General features: G+C 44.6%; 11 protein-coding genes. 8 read left to right on the top strand and 3 right to left on the bottom strand.

All coding sequences use genetic code 11. The annotated features are described in order from the left end of the window. Window positions 1–369 precede the first annotated feature (369 nt). From D0T50_RS08905 to dxs, 3 genes are read right to left on the bottom strand one after another with little or no spacing between them, the layout of a single operon-like run. Entirely contained in the window at window positions 370–1821 is a 1452-nt protein-coding gene (locus D0T50_RS08905) for a TrkH family potassium uptake protein (protein ID WP_163223173.1), read from the bottom strand. 15 nt (window positions 1822–1836) lie between these two features. After that, on the bottom strand, window positions 1837–3177 hold the full coding sequence (trkA, locus tag D0T50_RS08900; RefSeq protein ID WP_163223172.1) for a Trk system potassium transporter TrkA: 1341 nt from the start codon (window positions 3175–3177) through the stop codon (window positions 1837–1839). A 3-nt stretch (window positions 3178–3180) separates the two neighbouring features. Next, entirely contained in the window at window positions 3181–5079 is a 1899-nt protein-coding gene (dxs, locus tag D0T50_RS08895; RefSeq protein WP_163223171.1) for a 1-deoxy-D-xylulose-5-phosphate synthase, read from the bottom strand. Window positions 5080–5332: 253 nt separating this feature from the next. On the opposite strand from dxs, the gene D0T50_RS08890 reads away from it, so the two are divergent. The 8 genes from D0T50_RS08890 to D0T50_RS08855 all read left to right on the top strand — a co-directional run bounded on the left by D0T50_RS08890 (window position 5333) and on the right by D0T50_RS08855 (window position 17611). Continuing rightward, window positions 5333–6322 carry a GSCFA domain-containing protein gene (locus D0T50_RS08890; protein WP_163223170.1) on the top strand — a complete coding sequence of 330 codons (990 nt, stop codon included), beginning with the start codon at window positions 5333–5335 and terminating at the stop codon, window positions 6320–6322. Then, a complete protein-coding gene (locus tag D0T50_RS08885) occupies window positions 6298–8790 on the top strand; it encodes a bifunctional UDP-N-acetylmuramoyl-tripeptide:D-alanyl-D-alanine ligase/alanine racemase (protein ID WP_163223169.1) in 2493 nt (830 codons plus the stop codon). The genes D0T50_RS08890 and D0T50_RS08885 overlap by 25 nt, the downstream gene beginning before the upstream one ends. 74 nt (window positions 8791–8864) lie before the next feature. Continuing rightward, on the top strand, window positions 8865–9068 hold the full coding sequence (locus D0T50_RS08880; RefSeq protein WP_163223168.1) for a twin-arginine translocase TatA/TatE family subunit: 204 nt from the start codon (window positions 8865–8867) through the stop codon (window positions 9066–9068). Between the two features lie 62 nt (window positions 9069–9130). After that, on the top strand, window positions 9131–9973 hold the full coding sequence (gene tatC / locus D0T50_RS08875; RefSeq protein WP_163223167.1) for a twin-arginine translocase subunit TatC: 843 nt from the start codon (window positions 9131–9133) through the stop codon (window positions 9971–9973). Window positions 9974–9988: 15 nt separating this feature from the next. Then, on the top strand, window positions 9989–13339 hold the full coding sequence (locus tag D0T50_RS08870; protein WP_239058237.1) for a DEAD/DEAH box helicase: 3351 nt from the start codon (window positions 9989–9991) through the stop codon (window positions 13337–13339). A 195-nt stretch (window positions 13340–13534) separates the two neighbouring features. After that, complete coding sequence (locus D0T50_RS08865) at window positions 13535–14182, top strand: HAD family hydrolase (protein ID WP_163223166.1); 648 nt, start codon at window positions 13535–13537, stop codon at window positions 14180–14182. 226 nt (window positions 14183–14408) lie between these two features. Next, window positions 14409–16403 (top strand): sensor histidine kinase KdpD, encoded by a 1995-nt coding sequence (locus D0T50_RS08860; RefSeq protein ID WP_163223165.1) that lies wholly within the window; start codon window positions 14409–14411, stop codon window positions 16401–16403. A gap of 56 nt (window positions 16404–16459) precedes the next feature. Beyond that, window positions 16460–17611 (top strand): dienelactone hydrolase family protein, encoded by a 1152-nt coding sequence (locus tag D0T50_RS08855; protein ID WP_163223164.1) that lies wholly within the window; start codon window positions 16460–16462, stop codon window positions 17609–17611. Window positions 17612–17712 lie beyond the last annotated feature (101 nt).

Raw genomic sequence — 17712 nt, 5'->3', positions numbered from 1 at the left:
GTTATATAACTGACGAATAAGAATCCATATAAACCTGAGTTTCCTAATAAGGTAGAAAATTCAGACTTAAAGAAATTTTTCTTCCGAACACGACTGGGTGAAGCCCGTGGAAGAGGGTGAAACCCGTGGATGAGGCTCACGCACTCTCTCTCGAACCCCGTAGTGGGTTCAACCTCTTTAGGACTGTAGATTACTTGAAGGGCTGCTTATTCCATGGGCTTCACCCATGGTTATAGATAGTTAGCCCCGAAGGGGCATGGCTGCGCTGTTCTTAGAAGTCCTCCTCCGTCCTTCGGGCACCTCCTCCAAAGGAGGACATGCTGCGCCCTCTACGCGGCATCGCACCTAAAAACTCCGTGTACTCTGCATTTATCTCTTTTTCCAGAAATGCGGTGTAAACAGCACCAATAGCGTAAACAATTCCAACCTGCCGAGTAGCATCAGAAAGGATGTGAGCCATTTGGCAACTTCGGGTAGCGAGTTCCACGAATAGGCAGGTCCTGTCATTCCCAGTCCCGGTCCCATATTGCCAATGGCAGAAACTACCGTGCCGATGGCTTCCATAGGTGGAACGTCTAATGCGAGCAGAAACAGGCTGCTGCTGATGATAATGAGGAGGTAGAGAAAGATAAACGCTAATACACTCGAAACGATGTTAGGAGGTGCCACCTGCTTGTTGATGCGCACAGGCAATACGGCATTGGGGTGTATAATGCGTTTGAATTCGTTCTTCGAGATTTTGGTTAGTATAGCTACGCGGATGCATTTAATGCCACCTGTGGTGCTTCCTGCGCAGGCTCCAATAATCATAACAATGGTGAGTAGTCCCCACAATGCCGATGGCCATAACATATAGTCGAATGTGGCAAATCCTGTAGAAGTGTGTATGGACGATACTTGGAAGAACGCCAAACGAAATGCTTGCTCGGCGTTTACATCCGAAGACAGGAACACACCCACTGCAATCAGCACGGTGAATATAAACACGGAGATAAAGTAGTATTTCACCTCGGTATTGCTGAGTACCTTTTTTATCTTGCCCTTGGTGAGCAACAGTAGCAACGTAAAGTTAATTCCCGATATAAACATAAAGATGGCAATGATATACTCTATGTAGCTCGAATTGAAGTAGGCTATGCTGGCTTGTTTGGTCGAAAACCCTCCGGTAGCAGTGGTGGTAAAGGCATGGTTGATGCTATCGAATACATTCATGCCACCCATGTAGAGTAGAACGGCAAGTATGGCGGTCATGCCAATGTAAAGCCCCCATATCCACTTTGCGGTAACTCCGATGCGTGGGTGTACTTTGTCTTTGTTCAGTCCGCTTGCTTCGGCAGCAAAAAGTTGCACACCGCCCACTCCGAAGATGGGGAGTACCGCCAGCGTAAAAACAACAATCCCCAATCCGCCTATCCACTGTATGAGGCTGCGCCAGAAGAGCAGTCCGTGGGGCAAGGCTTCGATATCATCGAGAATGGTAGCACCTGTACTGGTAAAGCCTGATATGGCTTCAAAAAAGGCGTTGGATACATTGGGTATGTAACCGCTAATGGTAAAGGGCAGCATCCCGAAAAGAGATACCACCACCCACGAGAAACTTACGATAATCATGCTGTCGCGCTTAGAGAAGTCCTTTGTGGCTCCTCTGCCAAGTATACGCAACACACCGCCTGCAAGCAGGGTAATGCCGGCAGTGATGATAAGCGCGTTGAGGTCGTCGCCTCCGTAGTAAAGTGATACGCCAATGGTACAGAGCAGCATCACTGTTTCTACATGGACAAGGAACCCCATGATTTGGCCGATTATCTTCCAGTTTATCATCGTGCGCGAGGGGAGTTAGTTGAAGTATTTCTCTATCTTGTTCATCACTGTTTCCATGCAGAATACCACTACATGGTCTCCTTCCTGAATTTGTGTTTCTCCGGTTACAACATATCCTTCACCGTTGCGCACCATTCCTCCGATGGTTACATGGCGTGGGAAATCTAAGTCCTTTACCAGATGCTTGGTGATTTTGGAACCAGGTTTTACGGTAAACTCGGCAACGTCGGCATTGGCAAAGGTCAGGCACTTCACATTAGATACGTCGGCGTCGAGCATCATTTGGTAGATGTGGCTGGCGGTAATCAGTTTTTTGTTGATAACGGTGCCTATGTCGAGACTTTCGGCCATGCCAATGTAGTCGATATTCTCTACTTCGGCTACGGTTTTGCTTACTCCCATGCGTTTGGCTGCCAGGCAAGAGAGTATGTTTGTTTCGGCATTGCCTGTAAGAGCAACGAAGGCGTGGGTATTTTTAATCCCTTCTTCTATCAGCATATTCATGTCGCTGGCGTCGCCGTTTATAACCATCGTGCGTTCGTCGAGCAATTCGGTGAGGCGGTTACAGCGTTCAAGGTCTTTTTCGATGATTTTTACCTTCATATAGTCGGGCACGTATTGCGCGGTGCGCAAGGCAATGCGACTTCCTCCCATGATGATGACGTTTTGAACATCTACATAGTCTTCTTTACCGGCTATTTTGCGAATATAAGGAATGTATTTGCGGGTGGTGGTAAAGTAAACAATGTCGTTCAGCATGATGGTATCTTTCCCTCGTGGAATAATGGTTTCGTTGCCGCGCTTAATAACTACTACGTGGTAGGGCTTGTCCTTTTCGTCCAGTTGGTCTAAAGGAATGTTGAGTATTTCGGCTTTATCGCGCATCTTCACACCGATAAGTATCAGTGCCCCACCGCTGAACTCCCACCATTGACGCACCCAGCTCATGCGAATGGAGGATACAATTTCTTTGGCTGCCAACATTTCAGGGTAGATCAGTGAGGCAACGCCCATCTGCTGGAAGAACTCCTTGTTCTTGGGCAGCAGGTACTCAAAGTTGTTGATACGTGCAACGGTTTTTTTGGCACCCAGGTTGGTGGCAAGCATGCAGGCTGTCATGTTGCGACTTTCGTCGGGCGTTACGGCTATAAATAAATCGGCACTGCCTATGCCGGCATCTTTCAGTCCGGCAATGGAAGTAGGCGAGGCGGCTATGGCCATGAGGTCGTAGTTGTTACTGAGCGGGGAGATTTTTTCTTCGTCCTCGTCTATCAGAATGATGTCTTGTTTCTCGCGCGATAACAACTGGGCTAAGTGTGTACCTACTTCACCTGCGCCTGCGATAATTATTTTCATATCTTAATCTTGGAAAGAGAGTAGCTTTTTGTAAATACCATCTGTATCCATGCCACACACCCTGTATAGCTCGGGGATAGAGCCGTGCTCTATAAACTCGTCGGGGATGCCTACGCGCCGTATGGTGGGCTTGTAGTTGTTGCTGTTCATAAATTCCTGTATGGAGCTTCCCATACCGCCTTTGATAACGCCGTCTTCTACGGTGATTATCTGTTGGAATTTCTTGCCTACTTCGTGCAGCAATTCCGCGTCCAGTGGTTTGAGGAAGCGTAGGTCGTAGTGCGCTACGGACACTCCTTGCTCTTCGGCACGGGCTATGGCTTCTTGCGCTTTGTAGGCAATTGGTCCTAAAGAAATAACGGCTATGTCGTTACCATCTTTCAGCTTGCGGCCTTTGCCAACCGGTACTTCTTCGAGTGGCTTTTTCCACTCCACACACACGCCTTTGCCACGTGGGTAGCGTATGGCGAATGGACCTTTGTTCGGCAGTTGTGCGGTGTACATCAGGTTGCGCAACTCTATCTCGTTCATAGGCGAAGCGATGGTGAGGTTGGGTATGGGGTTGAGGTATGCCAGGTCGAACACTCCGTGATGGGTGGGCCCGTCTTCGCCAACAAGTCCGGCACGATCCAGGCAGAGTACAACGTTGAGCTTCTGAATAGCCACGTCGTGTATCAGGTTGTCATACGCCCGTTGCATAAACGAGGAGTAGATAACGCAAAAAGGTTGTAACCCTTCCTTTGCCAATCCGCCCGAAAAGGTTACTGCGTGTCCTTCGGCAATACCCACGTCGAAGGCTCTGTCGGGCATTTCGTCCATCAGTATATTGAGTGAGCTGCCTGTGGGCATGGCGGGGGTTATCCCCATGATTTTTTTATTGGCGCGTGCCAGTTCAAGAATCGTTTCGCCAAATACGGTTTGATATAGCGGAGGTTCGCCCTCGGTGTTTATCTGATAGCGTACACCTGTTTCGGGGTCGAACTTACCCGGTGCATGCCATATTGCCGCGTCTTTCTCGGCAGGAGCAAAGCCTTTACCTTTCACGGTGTGCAGGTGCAGGATTTTGGGTCCTTTCATATCCTTAATCTCTTTCAGTACGCGGGTAATGTTCTTTACGTCGTGCCCGTCGATAGGTCCGAAGTAGCGAATATTCATTCCTTCGAAGATGTTTTGTTGTTGGGCTACGAGCGACTTCAAACTATTTCCAAAGCGAATGAGTTGTTTGCGGCGCGCATCGTTAAGAATACCTATGCGGTGCAGGAAGCGCGAGGCGCGAAATCGCAGTTGGTTATATCTATTAGAGGTAGTGAGGTTAAAGAGGTACTGTTTCATGCCCCCCACGCTGCGGTCTATCGCCATGTTGTTATCGTTGAGGATAATCAATAGATCGTTGGGGGTGGAGGAGGTATTGTTGAGCCCCTCGAAAGCCAGTCCGCCACTCATGGATCCATCGCCGATAACGGCTACTACATGACGGTCTTTTTCGTTGTGGTAGTTGGCTGCCACTGCCATGCCCAGTGCCACGGATATGGAGTTGGAGGCGTGCCCGCAGGTGAAGGTGTCGTACTCGCTCTCTTCGGGCGAGGGGAAAGGACGTATGCCTTTGAACTTGCGGTTGGTAGAGAAGGCGTCTTTGCGACCGGTCAATATCTTGTGCCCGTATGCCTGATGTCCCACATCCCACACAATGCGGTCGTAAGGGGTATTGTACACATAGTGCAGGGCTACGGTAAGCTCTACAACGCCAAGGCTGGCGGCGAAGTGTCCCGGGTTGCAGGATAATTCCTTTATGATGTCTTTTCTCAGCTCATCGCATACCTCGGGTAGCTTGTCGATTGTTAGCTTCTTGAGGTCTTCAGGATAAGCGATATTATCTAATAAAGTATACTCTTTTTTATCCATCTCTGAAACAGATTTAATGCAAAGGTAGTATAAAGTCTGCGTAAAGCAAGGAGTTTTTTGATTACTCCCTTGGCAAGCGCCTCTTTATCTCGTCTGAGGCTTTAAAAATCCGGCACGTCTTCGATCGCAGTCAGAGCCTTCAAGCAATCCACAGGAAGCCTCTGATCGCAATCGAAGCCTTCCCTGAGATTTTTTTGAACTTCTGTAGGGGTACGATAAGAAAAACAGTAACTTTGCAATAAAAACAAGCATTATGCAACTCACTACGCCCATAGAGCTCCCTAAAAACCTTCCGCATATTGCCCATAGTGACAATTTGTTGCTGCTGGGCTCCTGTTTTGCCGAGCATATAGGAAGTCGACTGCAGAAGGCAAAATTTGCATGTGATGTAAACCCTTTTGGAATTTTGTATAATCCAAGCTCCGTATACGGTGCATTGAAACGGATTATAACGGGTAAACCATATACGGTAGCCGATCTGTTTTGCGACAAAGGGTACTACCATAGTTATATGCATCATGGCTCTTTTTCGGCAAACAGTGAAGAAGAAGCCTTGAAACGTATCAATACGCGACTTTTGGATGCGCATAAAGCACTGCCGGAGTTGGAATATTTGTTGATAACCTTTGGCACATCGTGGATTTATACGTTGCGCCAAACGGGTGAGGTAGTATCCAATTGCCATAAACAACCAGCCTCTTTGTTTGAGAGAAGGCGCCTTGCTGTGAGCGAGATTGTAACAAGTTATAAGGGTCTTATAGAGCAACTCGCGGAGAAAGCACCCAATTGTAAAATACTCTTTACGGTAAGCCCCATCAGGCATATAAAAGATGGATTGCACGAAAATCAACTGAGTAAAGCAACCTTGCTACTGGCTATTGATGAACTTTGTACATATTATCCGAAACAAACCGTTTATTTCCCTTCTTACGAGATTGTAATCGACGAACTGCGCGATTACCGTTTCTATGCCGATGATATGCTGCATCCTTCGTCTCTTGCTATCGATTATATTTGGCAGCGCTTCGGAAATAGCTGTTTTTCGACAACTACAAAGGGTATCATAAAAGCGTGTGAAGAGATAGCCAAAGCGCTCGCACACCGTCCTTTTAACGAAGGGTCGGATGCGCATAAGCGTTTTTTAGAACAAATAGTGTTAAAAATAAAGCAACTGAAAGAAAAATATCCGAACTTGGACTTCGATAATGAACTCGATATATGTCATACTCAATTGAACAAATAACTGAACTTACCGGTGCTACACGCATTGGTAAAGTAGAAGCTACCATAGATTGGTTGCTTACAGAAAATACACAGTTATCTTTCCCCGAAGAAACACTTTACTTTGCCATACCCGACAAGCAGAATGGTGAGGAAAAAATAATAGCCGACTTATATGCCCGCGGAGTGCGCAACTTTGTGGTCGAGGTAAAAAATACATGGCTGGGCAATGCTGCACCGGTAAACTATGCCGATTATCCGGCATGTAACTTCCTCGAAGTATCCAATGCACTGAAAACGTTGCAGAAGTTGGTAGAGAAGCACCGAAGCAACTATCACATACCCATGATTGGTGTAACCGGTAGCACCGGAAAAACCATTGTGAAAGAATGGCTATATCAACTGCTCAGTCAGGATCGCATTGTAGCACGTTCGCCTTATACTTCTAACGGTCAGATAGGTGTTCCGCTTTCTGTGTGGCAAATAAATGATCAATCGCAGTTAGCCATTATTGAAGCCAAAAGCCTGGAGTCCGGAGAGATGAGGGCGCTGCAAAGTATTATTCAGCCTACTATCGGAGTGTTTACAAGTATAGGAAGAACCAGTCAGGAACGTTTCTCGTCTTTGCAGGAAAAATGTGAAGAAGCACTTGGTCTGTTTAAGGATTGCGATGTGATTATTTATAATGGAGACGACGAGTTTATTCGCGATAGTGTAGGCAAATCCCTCTTCTCGGCGCGAGAAATTGCATGGTCGCGCGTGGATACGGATAAGCCACTCTTTATCACCTCTGTTAAAAAGGGAGATACCAGTGCCGAGATTACCTATCAATATCTTGGGATGGAGAATTCCTATTGTTTTCCGTTTACAGACGATATCTCCATCAACTACTCCATCAATTGCCTGGCCGTATGCCTGTACCTGATGTTGCCACCCGAAGAGATAACTGCTCGTATGGCAAAGCTTCGACCCATAGCTTCGCGCCTGGAGCTTAAAAACGGCAAGCGAGGTTGTGTGCTTATTGATGATAGCTATGATTTGGATATCAATACCTTGGAGGCTGCTCTGGAGTTTCAGTACCGCCACGCAGAGAACAAGAAAATGGAAAAGACACTCATCCTTTCGGATATTCTTGATACAGACAAAGCTCCCAATGTGCTTTATAAAAGGGTAGGGCAGTTGCTCGATGAGCACGGTATAACCCGTCTTATAGCTGTGGGTAGAGAGCTTGCTTCGGCAGCTTCGCGTTTTGAAATGAAGTGCGACTTTTTTCCCGACACCGATGCGCTGTTTGCTTCGGGGGTGATGCAACTACTGAATCATGAAATTGTCTTAATAAAAGGAGCGCGTACGTTTAACTTTGAACGTATTGTGGATTATTTAGAGTTAAAAGATCGCGATACCGTACTCAAAGTAAACCTTAATGCGCTGATAAACAACCTGAATTACTTCCGTAATAAGCTACTACCAACAACGAGAACGCTCTGCATGGTTAAAGCGGGAGCGTATGGAGCAGGTGCGGTTGAGGTTTCTAAAGCGTTAAGAGACGAAAAAGTAGATTATCTTGGCGTAGCTACAGCCGACCAGGGAGTGGAGATTCGTGAAGCCGGTGTTACCACCTCTATCATTGTAACAAACCCCATACACTCCTCACTAAAGAAAATCTTCCGCTATTCGCTCGAAGCAGAAATCTATAACTTTCGCATATTAGAAGAGATTATTCATAGTGCCGAGCGCGAGGGAATGATGAATGTGCCAATACATATTAAAGTAAATACAGGTATGAATCGCATGGGCTTTGATGTTGCCGAACTCCCGATGCTTATTCGTAAACTGAAAGAACAGAATACAGTAATTCCACGTTCCATCTTCTCGCACTTAGCAGGTAGCGACGGTAAGGAATTTGATGAATTTACTCACCAGCAAATAGCACTGTTCGATAAGGTTTCGTCGGAGTTTCAAGCAGCATTCTCGCATCGTATCCTTCGGCATATTGCCAATTCGGCTGCGGTAGAACGCTTCCCGGAGTTGGCGCAGTTTGATATGGTGCGGCTGGGCATTGGTCTGTATGGTGTAAATCCGTGCGATAACTCTATTATAAACAATGTGAGTACACTGCAAAGTACCATCATACAGTTGCGCGATGTGGCCGAAGGAGAAACTGTGGGGTATAGCCGTCGGGGAAAGATTGTGAAACCTACCCGTATAGCCGTATTGCGTATAGGCTATGGCGATGGACTGGACCGGCACTTGGGTAATGGTAACTTTTATTGTTTGGTTAATGGGCAGAAGGCACCCTACGTTGGCAATATTTGCATGGACTTGTGTATGATAGATGTTACGGGAATAGCCTGCAGAGAGGGCGACAAAGCTGTTATCTTTGGAGACGACTTGCCTGTAACAATGCTAGCCGATCAGCTTGGAACCATTCCTTACGAAGTGTTGACCAATATGCTTCCGCGTGTAAAACGTGTTTATATACGCGAATAACATAGAGTTCTTTGCGTTATCCGGTTTTTTAATTACTTTTGAGTTCTAATTATATACCTATTTAATTTAAGAATATGAATGCTAACTTAATCTTTTTTGGTCTTGGAACGGGCGAAATCATAGTTCTGGCTCTATTGATAATATTATTGTTTGGTGGCAAAAAGATTCCCGAACTAATGAAAGGACTTGGTAAAGGAGTGAAGAGTTTCAAAGATGGTGTAAATGAGGCTAAAGAAGAAATAAATAAAGCGCAAGATAATCTTGACGAAAAGAAATAGCCCATTTATCTTTAACTGAGGCGTGTTAAAGACTATTTTTTTGATACGCGTTCCATTCGACCATGACAAACAAAAAACATCCCAACGAATTATCCTTTTGGGATCATCTCGACGAATTACGTAAACTGCTTTTTCGTCTCATAGGAATTTGGGGCATACTAGGAGTGGCATTCTTCGTAGCTATGCCCTATATCTTCGATAAAGTTATACTTGCCCCGTGTCGTAACGACTTTGTTTTTTACTCCTTTCTGCGGTGGATAGGCGAAACGTTTAACCTTACAGGTGAGTTTTTTATCGAAGACTTTCATGTAAATCTCATTAATATAAATCTTGCCGCACCCTTCTTTGTACATATCACCACAGCCTTTTGGTTGGCGGTAGTGGTGGCAATTCCATTCCTGTTTTATGAAGTGTGGCGCTTTATTCGCCCAGCCCTCTACAAAAACGAAAAGAAGGGAGTACGTAAAGCATTTGTGTTTGGTGCAATCATGTTTTACCTGGGATTATTGGTTGGTTATTACATGGTTTATCCGCTTACACTGCGTTTCTTGTCTACCTATCAGCTAACGCCCGAAGTGGTTATTGTTAACCAGATATCGCTAAACTCCTATATCGACAATTTTATGATGTTGGTGCTTTGCATGGGCATCGCTTTTGAGTTGCCACTTGTTACGTGGCTACTTTCGTTGCTTGGTATTGTCAATAAAGCCTTTCTGAAAAAATATCGTCGTCATGCAGCGGTAGCTATCGTTGCTGTTTCTGCTGTTGTTACTCCAACGGGCGACCCCTTTACGCTGACTGCCGTTTCGCTTCCACTCTATCTACTATACGAATTGAGTATCCTCATGGTGAAAGATCGCAAAGGAGATGAAGATGAGGAGGAAGAAGATGATGAGGAGCAGTAACTCAATACCCATAGTTTGAACGAATCTTACGAAATACTATATTCGGTTTGCCGTACGGAAGAAACCTCTCTGACCGCGCATTATAAACAAATGCGCGATTTGCTGGAACGTATTTGTAAGGAAGAAATGCAGAATAACGCGCTGCAAATGACCGACCTTGCCGCACGAATAAATTTCCTTGCTGCTAAGTTTGACTTATCCATCTCTGCTCAGAATCGTCTGCATACCTTCCGGTTGACCTCCAATGCGATACTGAACAGACAGAAAGAACCTACGCAAGAAGAACTATTGCGTGATGCCAAAACACTCGCTTTCTTTATTAAGCGAATCACAGGAGCAGATATCCCCGACGTGCTCTACCGACAGCTACCGCGTGCAGATGCTACCTACATTGTTGCACCACCTTCAAAGAGATATGTGCAGCGTATGCGTGTCTGCTTTCAATATGCTGATGAAACTTATTTGTATGTAAGCCCGGTAGATGCCATCTCGGATGATTTATTGCGTGTGCGCTACAATATACCTCAAATAAACGAGGAATTTAATACTACCGTGGAGCAGCTATGGCGCTTTGCACAGCTTAATTTGCTCGATGTAAACGAAGATGAAAATGGCATACTTACCCCTTCCTTTATTATTCTGGAACCCGATTACCTGATTGATATCAGTACATTGGCAGAATGTTTTAAGGATTATGGGCACCATCCGCTCAATTATCAATTGCTTAAATTGCAGCGTATAGCAAATCCTCGTCCGCTATTACTTGGAAACATAGCCAACCTTTTTCTTGATGAATGGATTCATGCTGAAGGGGAAGTCGATTATTTGGAATGTATGAAGAAAGCATTCCGCATGTACCCTATCGAACTGGCTGCCTGTGAGGATTTGCAGGACAAAGAAAAGGAAAAGCAATTCTTTGCCGATTGCCGTATGCACTTTGACCATATTCGCGACACGGTGCAGCAAACATTTAATTTGCCGGGCTATAAGCTAAACAAAAAAGATGCGGTTCTTGAACCTTCTTACATTTGCGAAGCGTTGGGTTTGCAAGGGCGTTTAGACTATATGCAGCGCGACGTGAGCTCTTTTATAGAAATGAAGTCGGGTAAGGCAGATGAATTTGGTTTACGCAACCGTGTGCAACCCAAGGAAAACAATGTGGTGCAAATGTTACTTTATCAAGCAGTGTTGCAGTATGCCATAGGTGTAGATCATCATAAGGTAAATGCATATCTGTTTTATACACGCTATCCGTTGTTGTATCCTGCACGTTCTTCGTGGGCTATGGTGCGAAGAGTGATGGATGTGCGTAACCGCATCGTTGCCGATGAATATAGTATTCAGCTTCGCAATAGCATTGAATATACCACTCTTAAGCTACAAAGCATTACTTCCGAAAGGTTGAATGAACGTGGCATGAAGAATAAATTCTGGACAAACTACCTTCGTCCTTCTATTGATTCTTTTTCCGAAAAGTTGTTGCTATTAAATAAGGTGGAGCGTGCTTACTTCGCGGCACTCTATAATTTCACGGCAAAAGAACAGTATGTATCTAAATCGGGCGATGTAGAGTACGAAGGATGTACCGGTGCTTCGGCGTTGTGGCTTGCTACGCTTGCCGAAAAACTTGAAGCCGGCGAGATTCTTTATAATCTTCGCATCGTTGAAAATCATGCTGCCGACGAACATAAAGCCTATGTGTTGCTTGCCAAAGAGAATGTGTTTTCTGTAGTTGAAGAATTCCCTGAGTCGCTTCCTAACTTTCGGCAAGGTGATGCCATTGTGCTTTACGAGCGTAATACAGATGCCGACAATGTTACCAATCGCATGATTTTCAAAGGTAACATAGAAGAGATAACCTCCGAAACGCTAAAAGTACGCTTGCGTGCCAGGCAACAAAACCCGCATTTGCTTCCTGCTCAAAGCCTCTACGCGTTAGAACACGACATCATGGATACGGCTTTTCGCGGCATGTTCGGTGGATTGGCTACTTTCCTCACTGCCAATCAAAGGCGTAAAGACCTCTTGTTGGCTGCCCGCCTGCCCGAAGTAGATGCTACCTACCTGCCCGCCATCTCTTCAGCAGCCACAGATTTGGATCGTATAGTGCTGAAAGCTCAGGCTGCCAAGGATTATTTCTTGTTGTTGGGTCCTCCCGGCACAGGCAAAACATCTCAAGCGTTGCGTCGCATGGTCGAGGTATTTTATATGAATGAAGAAGCACAAATACTGTTGCTCGCCTACACCAATCGGGCAGTAGACGAGATATGCAAAGCGCTGCTTAGTATAAAACCATCCGTGGATTTTATCCGTGTCGGGAACGAACTCTCTTGCGACCCCTCTTATCGCGAATACCTTATTGAGCGTGTGTTGCAAGACTGTAATCGTCGTTCGCATGTGTTGGAACGGATTATGCGTTGCCGCATCTTTGTGGGTACGGTAGCTACGCTTTCGAACAAACCGGAGCTTTTCAGCCTGAAAACTTTCGATGTGGCAATTATCGACGAGGCTTCGCAAATACTGGAACCACAACTCCTTGGTTTGCTCTCTGCTCAAGCACCCGAAGGGCACGACGCTATTGGTAAGTTTATCCTCATAGGCGACCATAAGCAACTCCCCGCCGTAGTGCAACAAACCGAACAACAAACCGAGGTTTATGAAGATTCTCTTCGCAACATGGGTATGCACAATTTGCGTAATTCGCTCTTTGAGCGTCTTTTTTGTTCGCTCAAACAAATAGACCCGGATGGTTGTACGACCGAACTTGTTAGCGACCTTCTTAGTCGGCAAGGGCGTATGCACCCCGATATAGCTCATTTCCCCAATCGCTACTTTTACGAAGGTAAGCTGGAGACGCTTGGTTTGCCTCATCAGTTGGAAGAGATGGCAGCCAATCTTCGTATACAGTTCTTTCCCTCTGTAGCCGAAGAATACGGAAAATCTCCTAAGGTGAATACTTCGGAAGCCTGTATCGCTGCTCGCCTTGCCAAGCAAGTTTACGATACCTGTGCGGCATCATTCGTACCCGAAGAAACCATAGGAATTATAGCCCCTTATCGTAGCCAGATAGCTATGATACGCAAAGAATTGGCACTGCTTGGCATTGAACCGTTGAACCGTATTTTGGTAGATACCGTCGAAAGGTTTCAGGGGAGCGAGCGAGATGTCGTTATTTATTCTTGTTGTGCCAATCGCGCTTATCAATTGAAGTTCTTATCTAACAAAAAAAGGGAAGAAAATTGCGTTGTCGACAGGAAGTTAAATGTCGTTTTGACCCGTGCGCGAAAACAATTGTTTATAACAGGGGTTTCGGAAATACTAAAACAGGATGAAATCTATCGTAATTTATTAAAATTAATTAACTGATGTAATTAAAATGAAACAAAACAAAACTGATTAAAGTTATTTTTCATTTTAAGCAATTCATTAACACATACTCTAAGGAAAAGGCTCTATCTTTGCAGTACGTTTTTTTCATAGAGATTTAGATTTAAGGTTAGAAGAAATGCGGAAGTCGTGAGACTTCCCTTTTTTATTATATACAATATAGAAATACTTATCATGAAAAAGCTCATCATATTCGATCTTGACGGCACATTGCTCAACACCATTGCCGACCTTGCTCACAGTACCAATCAGGTTCTTCAAACGCTTGGTTATCCTACACATCCTGTAGAAGCATACAATTTTATGGTAGGTAATGGAATCAACAAACTCTTTGAACGCGCATTGCCTGAAGGCGAGAAAACCGAAGAAAATGTTCTTCGCATGCGACAAGGGTTTATTCCTTACTATGATGTGCACAACACAGATTTCAGCTCTCCCTATCCCGGCATTCCTGAATTGCTCAAAAACCTACAGGAACAAGGTGTGTTACTTGCCGTAGCATCCAATAAATATTATAGTGCCACCTTGAAGCTGGTCAATCATTTCTTTGCCAATGTCTCTTTTGTTGAAGTCTTGGGACAGCGCGAAGGTATTGCTCCTAAACCAGATCCAACCATTGTAAATGATATTTTAGCAGCAGCACAAGTAGCCAAAGAAGAAACGCTTTATGTGGGCGACTCTGGTGTGGATATGCAAACAGCAATCCATAGCGGAACAACGGCTTGTGGAGTGACGTGGGGGTTCAGACCTAAAGAGGAACTGCAACAATTTAATCCTGAATTTATTGTTGACTCACCGGCAGAGATTCTCTCTATTATTTAGCTGATATACCTTTCGGGTAGAGTTTATCCATAAGCACACTTCCCGTCTGCCATAAGCATACAACTCGTCAGCCTATGGCTCATGCCCTGTCAGCCTATGGCTCATAGTTGCTCAGTCATAGTTGCACATTGTAAGGTTATGCAGCAAAATCACTGAGTTTTAACTAAAGAACTCGGTGATTTTGTTGTTTTTTTACTTAAGTTTGTAGTATTAAGCCTATTTTATCATGAGAAGTACTATTTTCAAAATAACAGCATTTTGCTGTTTGCTGTTTATTCCTCTTGTAGCATACAGTCAAAACAGTTCCAAAGATGAACTTATCACAGCTTTATCTCAAGCTACCGATATTGATACACGCTTGGAGATACTTACGAACCTATCCGATTTGGGAGGGGTAACTTATAGTAAGATGCTGTTGGATGAGGCAATAGCTGCCGGAAACAACGAGGCAGCAAAGGCGGCTTTAACTAAGCTGATAGTCAACAAACTTGATGTGAAGCAGGAAGATTCCTTGTTTTATTATATTGACCTGGCGCGAAAACAACTGACGCCTCCTGCTAATGAGGCTATCTCTACTTACTACGAAATGATTTACGAAGCTCGCAAGATGCAAGGATTGGATAGCGAGGCTTGTCAAAAAATCATTGAAGAAACAACAAATCGGTTACGCAATTATTCGGAGCCGAACAGTTTTAAAAAGATGAAAGACATCTATGTTATCATAGCTTCTACGAATAGAGCATGGGTGTTTAGAGAAGAAGTTGGCGAAGAAGAGGTGGTGCAACTACGTAGTTATGCCCAGGAAATGTTCAAAATAGCCAGTACTATACCCTTGAAGGATGGAGGAAACCTCTTTCAGCAACAAGCATTAATAACGCTGTGCAATACCTATCCGCAAGACAGTCCGGAGTTTGCAGAATATACGATGCAACAATTAGATGTGTTCGAAAATTATCTGGAGTTACCCGAGATAAGGAAACGTCCATACTACAGTCAGCGGTCGCGTATTCGTGCTTATGGCAATCTCTCTATGTCGCAAACTATCTCGCAAAAGAATAGAGATATTTTCTTTCTCCGTTTCACAGAGTTATTGAAGCAGTTTCCTTCGCAGGCGCCTACTCCTCCTGCTCCCTACTATCAGGCAATGGTAGGACGCGAATATTACATGATTAAAGAGGATTATCCTAAAGCATTGCAGCAAATTGATACGTTGCTGAAGTATAATACCTATCCGCTACTTGCCATTAACCAACAGAAAGGAAAAGCCGAACTGCTCTACAAATTGGGAGAGTTTGAAAATGCATACCTTGAATATAATAAAGCCACCCAACTGTCCGACTCAATCGCTAAAGCCGAAAGTGAAGGAAAATACAAGGAGTTGCAGATACAACACGAAGTTAATGCCGAAAAATTAAGAAATGCAGAGCTTGAACAACATAACCAGCGAATCATAATCATAGCATCGGTCATTATCCTGTTTTTGATTTTGGGTTGGGGTGTGTACAATTACCGCACCAGTCGTAAATTGCAACGACTCAACAGGAAGATAGAAGAAAGTGAAACGATGAAGAGTTCTTTCGTACACTCTATGTGCCACGAAATAAGAACACCGCTCAATATCATCTCTGGATTTACAACAACTGCTCTGCTTACCGATATGGAACCGGAGGAGAAGCAAGAGATGGCAAAAGAAGTAGAGAAACAAACCGCTCTATTAACCAAAATTCTGGATGATATGCTGGAGGTGTCACAGCTTTATTCTTCGGAAGATTTACTGCCTACCGAGCCTACTCATATATACAAGGAGTGTAAAGAGTCTATTGATAAATTTACTAAATTATACCCGGATAGGAGATGGGTGCTCGAAGCAGAAGATACGAACCCCATTATTCATATAAACCATACATACTTAGACCAATTAATAGATAATCTGCTCTCCAACGCAGCCAAATTTGGTGAGGCAGAATCCTGCATAACGCTTGCCTATCGTATAGAGAAGGGGTGGCTCAAAGTAGGTGTAACAGACGTTGGCATAGGTATTCCTGTAGATAAGCAGAAATGGGTATTTGAACGTTTCAATAAGATAAATGAATTTACCCAGGGGGCAGGTTTGGGGTTGTACGTTTGCAGCCTCATCATAAAAAGAATGAGAGGAAATATATTTGTAGATAAAACCTACAAAGAAGGGGCAAGGATTGTGTTTGAAGTTCCGTTGAATTAGTCTCCCTCTCTCTTATTTTTTCTGTATCTTTGGAGAAGTTTTAACAAGATATTATCATGAGAACACAAGTAACCACGCTTCTTATTCTTCTTTCTGCCATGCTCTTTGCGCAAGAACAAGTAGAAAAACCTTACGGCGTTGAAAAAAGTATGCCGGTATTCTATCAGGAATTAAAAAACTCATTAACCTTTCCGCTGGCTTGGCAGAACAATCAGGATGGCGATTTCTCTGCGTGGAGAACCACTGCCCGTGAAACGCTGACTATGTGTTTGGAAAACATACTTCCTGCACCAGCCGATTATGAGATGGAAATAACAGCTACCGAACAACGCGATGGATACCGTGCACAAAAGATAAGCTTCAACCTTTCTGCCTGGTATCGCGTACCGGCCTATTTGCTTATTCCGGATGGTGAGGGGCCTTTTCCTGCTCTTGTGATGCTACACGATCATGGCGCACATTTTAGTATCGGTAAAGAAAAAGTGGTAAAGCCCTTTGGTGTATCTGCCGAAGTTATGGAAGACTCTCGCCAATGGCAAGAACGTTGCTATGACAGTGTGCCTGTAAGCGACTATTTTGCAGCCAAAGGCTATGTGGTGCTTGTAGTTGATGCGCTCTTTTGGGGCGAACGTGGCCGAAAAGAAGGAGTCAACTACGATATACAACAGGCTCTTGCCTCCAATTTAATGCAAATGGGCACATCGTGGGGAGGCGTAATAACGATGGATGATGTACGAAGCACAGAGTTTCTCGCTTCGCTGCCACAAGTAAAAGCCGACAAAATAGGCTGCATAGGTTTCTCTATGGGTGGGCATCGTTCTTGGATGCTTTCGGCGGCAACAGATAAAATCGCTGCTTCGGCTTCGCTTTGCTGGATGAACACCACCGAAACGCTGATGACCATGACTAACAATCAAAACAAAGGTGGCTCTGCCTATTCTATGATTATTCCGGGCATCCGACGATTTATGGATTATCCGCATGTAGCATCTATTGCATGTCCCAAACCTTCGCTGTTCTTTAATGGTACACAAGATAAACTCTTTCCTGTAGAAGGCGTGGAGAGCGCCTATGCCACACTACGCGAAGTATGGGATAGCCAAGGGGTAGGCGATAGGCTTGTTACTAAGATTTGGGAAGAGAAGCATTTTATGAGCAAAGCCATACAACAAGAGTCGCTGGAGTTTTTCGATAAGTGGTTGAAGTAGAGAGGTGGTGGGAGAGTGGAAGTCTCTACGTCCCCGGAGTATACAGCTCCTTTGATTTCCTAAACCTTAAAAGGGTTCAACCCCTTATATAGTCAGCTAAA

The organism is Bacteroides sp. 214, assembly GCF_010501015.1.
GTDB lineage: Bacteria > Bacteroidota > Bacteroidia > Bacteroidales > Bacteroidaceae > Bacteroides.
The sequence above is the reverse complement of the archived record's forward strand: the minus strand, read 5'-3'. Positions and strand labels throughout refer to the sequence as shown.